Origin of the sequence: Ruminococcus flavefaciens ND2009 (assembly GCF_000621785.1) — a bacterium.
Classification (GTDB): Bacteria; Bacillota; Clostridia; order Oscillospirales; family Ruminococcaceae; genus Ruminococcus; species Ruminococcus flavefaciens_C.
The window spans coordinates 25,336-34,839 of sequence record NZ_JHXI01000020.1 but is presented as its reverse complement, the minus strand read 5'-3'; the positions used below and the strand labels follow the sequence as shown (position 1 = coordinate 34,839).

The window sequence follows — 9,504 nt, the reverse complement described above, 5'->3', positions numbered from 1 at the left end:
TAAGGGCGGTGCTTATATAGAAGTTTATAGGTAATTATCGGGGACAAACCTTTCTGAGGAAAGGTTCTTTCCCCGAACCCCTTTTCCAAAGACTTTATAACTGAATTTAGCCCCAGAAGGGCGTTCCATATAAATGTGATAATCGGTAATATTACCAGGAGCGCCCTTCTGGGGCTAAATTTAATGCTAAAAGTTTTAGGAAGGGAGTTTGAGGGAGAACCCTTTTTCAAAAGGGTTTCCCTCAATATCACCCGTAAAACTTCTGTACGAGTGTCGCCCTTATGGTTCAGGGGGATTTTTTGTGTCTGGAATTTGCCGGATCACTGGTCTGATAGTAAGATCAGTGTAAAGAAAGTAAATAAATAAAGGGGTGGGTCAAAGAAAAAACATTGTCTGGTTTCGCGGCATATACATATAAAACCGCACTGCTCCGACTTAATCATTATACTATAATCAGGGAAAAAAGACAAGAGAATGCCCTGCTGCAACAAATAAAGCAGCGCCGCCCGCAAGGAGCCGCGCTGCTGTTATCATATCTTTTCTGACGGGATTATCTCCATGCTTCTTCATAGGTCATCCGCGAACCGCTGGCGGTTTCCGCGGGAACAGCCTCTGAATACACATAGATGTCGAATTCGTCCGTGTCCTCATATCCCTCATCGGGGAATACGGTCTTTACCCATTTTATGAGAGCAGCTGTACTATCTCCTGGAGCCACAGCCTCTGTGTAGTAATAGAAGCCGTCTGCCGTCCTGTACGTCCAGCCCTCGGGCAGCTCCGAAAAGGGAAATTCCGACGCATTTACGTATGCGCTTTCATTGTCCTTATCGTCATCAGCCGACAGCTGAGAAATATCTCTCACCTCTGAGGATGAGAATTCCAGTCTGACTCTTATATAGCTGTCCACATTGCCCAGATTGCCGATCCTGACCTCCTTGAGGAAGGGATCATCGCTTTTTTCCGAAGGCGGCTCAAAGTGCTCTGTAACATTTATATCCACCCTCGGGTCCGGCTTGGGACGATAGCTTCCGTTGAACCTGTTGGTCACCTGATCGGAGCCCGTGAAGTACGCCAGGGTATATGCTGTGACAGTGAGGAACAGTGCTGACACTATCAGCAGCAGATCTTTTTTCTTTAATCTGATCTTCATAGCTGCCACCTCAGTTTCCACCGCTCTGAGAGTCGGCATAGCTTATCCTGTTATCAGCGAATGCTGTATTATTTACAGGGGGATCCTCCTCCAGATGATTGGTGAAAGCCACCGTGACCATATCATCTGAGTCAAGGGTAACGGTAACATTGAAATTGCTGCTTATGACAGGATGCTCATCGCCTTCGACGTTCACATCAGCTGCCGTATAATTCAGCACAGACAGCTCCTCCACGATATATGAGCCCAGAGGCAGACCGCTCAGCACCACTTCCCTGGTAAACTCCTCATCTGTTCTGCTGTAAGAGATAGCACGGGTGTACTGAGGACCGTTTCTGACAGTATTGCCGTTCTCGTCCTTGGTCTGAGTCACTCTGAACATAAAAGCAGGAGCGCTCTTTGTGGGGTCCATGCCGTCGATAGTCTTCCTTATCTTTATCTGCCCATACTCCTTTTCATTGGGAAAATCGATCCTTATGATGTTGCCGCTTACATAGAGTCTACTGCTGAAAACGTCTTCGACGGTAACGTATTTTTTCGTACTGCCGTTATACCTTACGGTATAGACCTGGTCCACAGTATTATCCTCCGGCCTTATGTGGAATACCGTCTCCACATCGGGCAGTGAATATCCTTTGGGAGCCTTTGTCTCCTCCGCGAGATAATAGCCGCCGGGAAGCGTATCACTGAAGAAGAAGCCGTTTTCATCGGAAATGACATTCTGGTATTCGTCCAGCGGGGATTTCCTGTTCTGCGCCCTGTCGAAGCTGTACAGTGCGAATTCAGCGTCCTTGAGAGGCTCGCCTTTTTCGTCTGTTTTTCTGAGAAGAATGCCCTTCGGCTCGTCCCTGACAGTAAGGGTTCCGCTCTTTCTGTCCTCGGAAAGGGCGACGATGATATTATCTGCGTCCTCCGCGTAATACTGAATATCCAGCTGTTCGTTCCCGTTCACATAGATCATGACAGGTCCGTCCAGAGTCTTGAAGCCGTTGGGAGCTTTGATCTCGTCCAGCCTGTAGCTGTGACCCGCGGTAAGATAGGCATTTGTTACAAGTCCGTTCTCGTCGGAGATAACGGGGGCCTCAAGGGTAATGCCCGAAGTCACATCAGTGATGGTGAATTCAGCACCGATGAGAGGAGCACCGTCCGGATCCTGCTTGATTATCTTCAGGAAGTCACGGGAATTGGTAATGGTATCCGTTCTTATATTATGACCTGTACCTCCGACCTCGCCCTGAACATAGCCTACTTTGTAATCGAAGTCGTAAGCCTCTCCGCTGAAGGTCTCGGCGCTGAGTCTGGTCACTGAATTTGCCGTATAGGGCTGGCAGTCGGTCACTGCCGCAGTATCGCCGTTCCAGTCGGCAGGCTGTATGGAGCCGGGGATCACCTCCATAGCCGCATACTCGCTGGCCTCCTGCTCGTCGTTGAAGTAATAGATAGTGGTATTGGGTGATATGAGCTCTCTTAATGTGTTCTCCACAAATCTGAGCTCTCCGCCCTCTTCCTTGTGGAACAGAGCGATATACACCGAAGCGTGTGAATTGGTATACTCGGCGTCGGACCAATGCTTGTTGACAGTGATGCCGAAGCCCTTCTGGTTGGTAACTATCATGTGAGCGTTGGTGTTCTCACGTATCTCACCGATATTGTAGACACCGCTGTCTAAAAGGTTATAGGTAGCGCCCTCGCTGCCGGTAACTCTTTCGTAGCTCCTCCACTCATATCCCAGGGGGATTTTCTCCTCCAGCTCCTCCACATGGAAGGCAGTTCTGGGAAGGAGGCCCTCGATGACTACCGAGAAGCCGTCGGGTATTCCTGCGATAGAGCCGTTGTTGCCCGATACGCTGCAAACCACCTTTTCCCTGCCGCTCTTTGACAGTCTGCCGTTCAGATAGACGTAATAGTTGCCGTCATCGTCCATAACGTAGTATTCCCTCTTCTGATAGGGAACGGTCTCCCCTTCTTCATTGAGGAAGCCCACCTGGAACTCAAATCCCGTATTATCGTTTTCGACGTGATTTCCGTCCTTATCTACGACATTCTTGGTGATTATGAGCTTTTTGAGGTAATTCTGGTCGATGTGGTTTTCATAGACTACTCTCTTGCGGTTGGAAACTGTGTCTGTTGCAGACCTTACATCGGGGTATTTCTTTACTCTTGTAACAGCGTAATCGCTGGTATAGGCTCTGTCGCTGTTGATATTTACATATTCGTATTCCTGATTGAACACGCTAAGCTCGGCGAAATAATACTCAGTCTCCTTGCTGGGCATGGTGAACTCAGCCTTTTCGCCTGCGCGGAGGAAGAAAACGTTATCATAGACGATACCGTTTATCTCGGCTGACTCAGAATACTCCACAAGGCTGTTCTGACCCTCATAGTGTGCCTTCTTATCATCGGCGTCAGGGTTCTCATAGAGAATGAAGTCATCGCTTCCCTCGGGCTTGTAGTAAAGCTGGTAAGCGTACTTTGTGTTGGAATAGTCGGTGGTCTGAGTACCTGTCAGCTTCTTTTCCAGGAAAACGCTCTTTTCGTCAACAGTAGCAAGGTTGAAGCGCAGCTTCAGGTTTGAAGCGCCTGCTCCTCGCTCCATGTAGAATATCTTCATAGTGTGTGAGCTGTAGTCCTTGAACACGCCCTCACCGCTCTGGAAGCTGCCGTCGTCCTTGAAGTATTTTTCCACAAGGCTGTCGTCCCAGGGGGATCCGTCAGGGAATACGCCTGCATTTCTGAAGCATTCCTTGAGTGAAGTCACAGTGTAGGTATTTTTGTTAGAACCGTCGTATGTAGATACTTCGCCTGTGCTGAAATTTACCGAACCCGACAGTGAATCATGGACACCGCCAATGTCGAGCACAAGCACATCATCAATAAACAGCCAGAAATCATCATCACCCGAAAACTCGAATACAAGCGGGTTGCCATTGGCGTCACAGCCCTTCTCGGGGATCATGAATGTGGCGTCGATGGACATACCATAGTAGAAATCCGGTGAACTCTGAATATAGATATCTTCATCCTTTCTGGGATCTTCCGCAGGCAATGCCGCTGCCTTGTCATCATACTGGTTCAATGCGTGCGCGTCGGCTGAGTCCGCCTTATCGAAGGGAAGGAAATTACCGCGCCTGTAATAAGCCGTGGTCTTATTGGCAGGGGTTGCCAGCTCCTGATAGACCGTAAAGTCATAGACACCGGGATAGCCTTCTTTTGACTCAACTGCACCTGTTCCGTCCTCTTTCATCAGAAAGGCGGAATTCTCGAAACAGCTGTATTCAAAATATCCTGTTTCGTCATATGTACTTTTAATAAACAGGTGATTTGCTTCACGCTCGGGATATGTATTATTAGGTGTAAAGAGCGGTTCAAGTGAGGTGCCGTTTTTCAGGGCAGGATAGCCTTCCGGATCAAGAACATTTCTGACAAGGCTTGTTGCTCCGGCGCCTGCTGTATAGCTGAAATTACCCATGATGTTTTTCTGTAAATTCGCATCATAGTCATACATTTTTATGGTAATGCCTTCTGCCTTGCTGTCAACAGTCTCAATAGGCTGGAACTTATCATCTGATCTTTCGACCGCAAAGCACATCGCCAATGCCTGTGTATCGGCTACAGGGATCAGGGTGCCCCTGTCGGAGTACTTATACGCATACCAGCTCCAGACGTTATCGTCCCAGGCTTCGATAGACGACCTGTAATCGCCGTTTTCTCTTCCTGTCAGTGTGACGCCGATAGGGCTGTTGGATAAGATCTGTCCGTTCTGCGGAGCAAGATACATTCCTGTCTCGGGATTATAGAACTCATAGTATTCTGTATCGCCGTACTGGATAAACTGCCAGAAAAGACTCGAAGTTGCCGGACCGGTCTTTCTCCACTGCACCACATCGCCGCTTTCCCATACCTTGACCAGGTCTCCGTCACCGTTTATGGCATAGTTTACATATTCTCCGTTTTCATATTTCTTTGCATATATAATAACATTCACGCCGTCATGGAGCTTTTCGGTATCGGAAACGCTCACCTTTTCCGCTGTGAGCACGTTCGTCTTTATCTCCGTATCCTCGGACAGAGCGCCGAGAATGAACCATTCGTTGGGATCCTGATTGCCTTTGTAGGATCCGAAACCGTTGTTGTAATTTCCATTGTAACGATTGATCGCATAATTATCGGAATTCCTGAAACGCAGCTTGTTTTCGCGGTTCGTACCGACTGCACCGTTATTGTCGATATATATACGAGAGAATTGATCCGGAGAATCAAGGAGCTTAACTGCGGAATTGGTGATCGTCAGATATTTTGTCGCACCGTCAACCTCAGTGGTGATATAATAATATCCCCCGGTCTGATATGAAAAATGCCACATGGGCACATCATCATCGGAAAAGAAATATTGTGTATACAGATCGGCATTTTCTCCTTCATAAAGAAAAGAATTATCTGTCTGATAGTTCTCGTCATAAAAGGTTTTTAATGACAGACCCAGTCTGTCGTTCCTGCCGGCAAAATAACTATTCATCAGAACAGCTATCTTATCCGCTTTCCCCGTAGTGCTTTCATTTCCGTCAAACCATGCGATGACACGATCCTGACCGTCCATAAGGTCTCCGATATTATTTCCGGCAACATTATAGAATATGATACCGTAAGCCGAGAAAGACTCTGTCTCAAATCTCAGCATATCAGAGACGGCGCCGTTTTTGTCATCGGTACTGTCATCCAAGGTATCTGCCGGAATATCCTGTCTGCTCTCCGCCTCCATGAGGACAGCCTGATCCTCCTCAAAGTGGATAACATCTGAGGAAATAGCCAGCGACTCATAATCCAGGTCGGGTCTGTCATAGGTAAACTCCACAGAGACAGCCGCCTGCGGCTCTATCTCCTCTCCGTCGGAGGTGAAGCCTATATCGAAGAAACGTGCGTGTTTCAGTTCCACATAGTTCTCGCTGTTCACGCTGAGGCTTTCGTTGAGAGTATTGCCCGACTTCTCAAAATACTCCTCATACTGCTGTGTCTCGGGAATTATCTCCTTCATTGAGAGCACAGCTCCCGCAGGTATCTTTGCCTCTTCGGTGAATGAGGCAGATACCTTTATACCATCGGCGGCAATTTCCGCCGTAAAAAGTCCGTCATCGTCCACGGTAACGACTGCTTCATGCAGAGCGTCACGAGCCGGCTCCGGAACGTCCGATTCTCCGGTGCCCCGGGACTGTTTGTTGACTTGCCGTGAAACTTCTGATATAATAAATAAAAATCACACAAAGGAGCAGCAGCAATGGGCTATATACTTGAACTTCGCAGAATGACCGGCAGCAGACCACTTATCATGGCAGGTGCAGGCGTCATACTTCTCAACGAAAAAAACGAGATACTCCTCGGCAGGCGCACCGACAACGGCTACTGGGACTATCCCGCAGGCTCAATGGAGCTTGGCGAGAGCTTTGAGGAATGTGCCCGCAGGGAGGTGCTTGAAGAAACGGGACTTACCTGCGGAGAGCTGGAGTACTTCATGGATATATCGGGAGAGGACACTTTTTACGAGTATCCCAACGGCGACAGGGTATATCTGGCGGTAATATTATACCTGTGCCGCGACTTTGCAGGCGAGATGAAGGTGCAGGAGGAAGAAGCCTATGAACAGCGATTTTTCCCCATAGATGCTCTTCCGGAGATACCTCCCCTGAAAGTAAAATCGTGGATATTTGAAAAGGTCAGGAAGTACATAAAGAGCAGATAAAACAGAAAGCCCTCACATCGCTGTGAGGGCTTATATATTACTTCTGATACTTAGCCTTATCCATCTCGCGGATAGCTGCACGGCGGATCTTGCCGCTTCCCACAGTCTTGGGAAGCTCATCAACGAACTCTACCACACGGGGGTACTTATAAGGAGCGGTACCGTTCTTGACGTATTCCTTGATCTCCTTGACCAGCTCCTCGGAGGGAGTCTTATCCTTGGTGAGGACGATGGTAGCCTTAACCACCTGACCTCTTATCTCGTCGGGAACGCCTGTAACTGCGCACTCCAGCACATAGGGCAGCTCCATGAGAACGCTCTCGATCTCGAAGGGGCCGATACGGTAGCCCGATGACTTGATAACGTCGTCAACTCTGCCGACGTACCAGAAATAGCCGTCCTCGTCCACCCAGGCGGTATCGCCTGTGTGGTAGAAGCCGTCGCGCCAGGTCTCGGCAGTGTTTTCCTCGTCACCGTAGTAGCACAGAGCCAGTCCGGGAACGCCGTAGCCGGGAGCGTTCATATCCTTGAGCTTTATGCAGATCTCACCTGTCTCGCCCACGCCTGCGGGAGTGCCGTCGGGGAGAAGCACCTGAACGTCATACTGGGGATTGGGCTTACCCATGCTTCCGGGCTTGGGCTCCATACCAACAACGTTGGCGATAGAGAGTGTGGTCTCGGTCTGACCGAAGCCCTCCATGAGCTTGATTCCGGTAGCCTTATAGAACTGGTGGAACACCTCGGGATTGAGTGCTTCACCTGCAATGCAGGCATATTTCAGTGATGAGAGATCATATTTTGAAAGATCCTCCTTGATGAAGAAGCGGTACATAGTAGGAGGAGCGCAGAATGAAGTGATATTGTACTTTCTGAACATGGGAAGTATATCATCTGCGTGGAAGCGGTCGAAGTCATAGACGAATACAGCAGACTCGTTCATCCACTGACCGTAGAGCTTGCCCCAGAGAGCCTTGCCCCAGCCTGTATCGGAAATAGTGAAATGGAGACCGTTGGGGTCTGCATTCTGCCAGTAGCGGGCGGTAACGTAGTGACCCAGTGGGTACTGATAGCTGTGGAGCACAAGCTTTGGGTTGCCCGAAGTACCCGAGCTGAAGAAGATGAGCATGGGGTCTGTACCGCAGGGAGTGTCCTCTGTACGCTCGAAGTGAGTGCTGTAAGCGGAGAGCTCTGCGTTGAAGTCATGCCAGCCATCACGCTGACCGTTTACCAGTATCTTGGTTTTCAGCGTGGGAGAAACAGCACAGGCAAGGTCGACCTCATTTGCCACATCGCCGTCAGCGGTGCAGACGATAGCCGAAACCTCAGCGGAGTTGAAACGGTACTCGAAATCGTGCTTCCTGAGCATATTTGAAGCAGGGATAACAAGAGCGCCTATGCGGTGGAGAGCGATGATAGAGAACCAGAACTGGTAATGACGCTTCAGCACCAGCATAACTCTGTCGCCCTTCTTTATGCCGAGAGACCTGAAGTAATTGGCGGTCTGGCAGGAATACTTCTTGATGTCCTTGAAGGTGAATGTGCGCTCGTTCTTATTGACGTCCACATAGATCATAGCGGTCTTGTCGGGACATTTCTCAGCCATAGCGTCAACAATATCGTAAGCGAAGTTGAACTTATCCTGATTTTCAAAGTGAACAGCGCTGAGAACTCCCTCATCGTTGGTCTCGCAGTTCACGAACTTCTCTGCAACAGGGTGAAGCAGACCTGCCTTGTCAACGTTTGTGAGGTGGTGCTCAGCCACCTGCTCGCGGTACTCGGTCATGCCGGTAGTGCCCTTGGGAGGCATAACGAAAGCGTATATCTCGCAGTCTTCGCCGCCCAGAGCGACCTCATCGTGGGGCATTGAGCTGTCGTAGTAGATACAGTCGCCCTCGTGGAGTATCTCTGTGTGGGAACCAACAGTCATACGGACAGTTCCCTTGAGAACGATGTCCATTTCCTGACCCTCGTGGCTTGCCATGTGGAGGGGCTGAGAGAGAGCCTCCTCGGAATAAGGGATAACAACGTGGAAGGGCTCCACGGACTTGTTCTTGAATTTAGCGGCAAGGCGGTTATAGATAAATCCCTTTCTGCGGACGATGGGCACACCCTCGCCCTTTCTGGTAACGGTATAGCCGCTGAGCTCGGGGCTGCTGCCCTCCATGAGCTCGGTTATCTCAACGTGAAAAGCGTTGGCGCATTTATATATAAAAGTGAAGCTGAAGTCCTGCTCGCCCGATTCCAGTCTCTTGTACTCATCGACGGAATAATCGGTGATGTCAGCCATTTCCTCGACGGATATACCTAAGTCCTCACGCAGGCTTGCGATACGCTCTGCGACCTCTTTGATCCTTGTCTCTGCATTCTGTAAATTCATCATGTCGCTCATAATTATCTCTCCTTTAAAAAATATTTTTTGTACTGGAAAATGAAACGGGCGCTGTGAAATACTGCCGACATTTGCCGCGTAAAAACAAAAAACTCGTCTCAAAGATAAAACTTTGAGACGAGTATCAATTCTGATTACCCGCGGTACCACTCAAATTGTGCCGCTATTGCGTAACACCACTTCAGACTCCAGCAAGTCCTATTCATTGACGCAGAATCACGGAAGCGCTTA

General features: G+C 49.2%; 5 protein-coding genes and 1 other annotated feature (1 of these 6 only partly in view). Of the genes, 1 reads left to right on the top strand and 4 read right to left on the bottom strand.

Annotation, left to right across the window (positions count from 1 at the left end):
• From T488_RS19980 to T488_RS0106490, 3 genes are all read right to left on the bottom strand, one after another.
• The coding region (locus T488_RS19980; RefSeq protein ID WP_207640293.1) for a hypothetical protein at positions 1 to 230 on the bottom strand (230 nt) is incomplete at its 3' end.
• Between the two features lie 320 nt (positions 231 to 550).
• Positions 551 to 1,150: a hypothetical protein gene (locus tag T488_RS0106495; protein WP_155267174.1), complete on the bottom strand. Its 600-nt coding sequence runs from the start codon at positions 1,148 to 1,150 to the stop codon at positions 551 to 553.
• Positions 1,151 to 1,160: 10 nt separating this feature from the next.
• On the bottom strand, positions 1,161 to 6,287 hold the full coding sequence (locus tag T488_RS0106490; protein ID WP_028520088.1) for a SpaA isopeptide-forming pilin-related protein: 5,127 nt from the start codon (positions 6,285 to 6,287) through the stop codon (positions 1,161 to 1,163).
• 135 nt (positions 6,288 to 6,422) lie between these two features.
• Here T488_RS0106490 and T488_RS0106485 point away from each other — a divergent pair, with 135 nt between their 5' ends.
• On the top strand, positions 6,423 to 6,884 hold the full coding sequence (locus T488_RS0106485) for an NUDIX hydrolase (RefSeq protein ID WP_028520087.1): 462 nt from the start codon (positions 6,423 to 6,425) through the stop codon (positions 6,882 to 6,884).
• 37 nt (positions 6,885 to 6,921) lie between these two features.
• Here the strand turns inward: T488_RS0106485 and T488_RS0106480 are convergent, their stop codons facing one another.
• On the bottom strand, positions 6,922 to 9,273 hold the full coding sequence (locus tag T488_RS0106480; protein WP_028520086.1) for an AMP-binding protein: 2,352 nt from the start codon (positions 9,271 to 9,273) through the stop codon (positions 6,922 to 6,924).
• Between the two features lie 110 nt (positions 9,274 to 9,383).
• Positions 9,384 to 9,504, bottom strand: a binding site (T-box leader) (it continues 123 nt past the right edge of the window).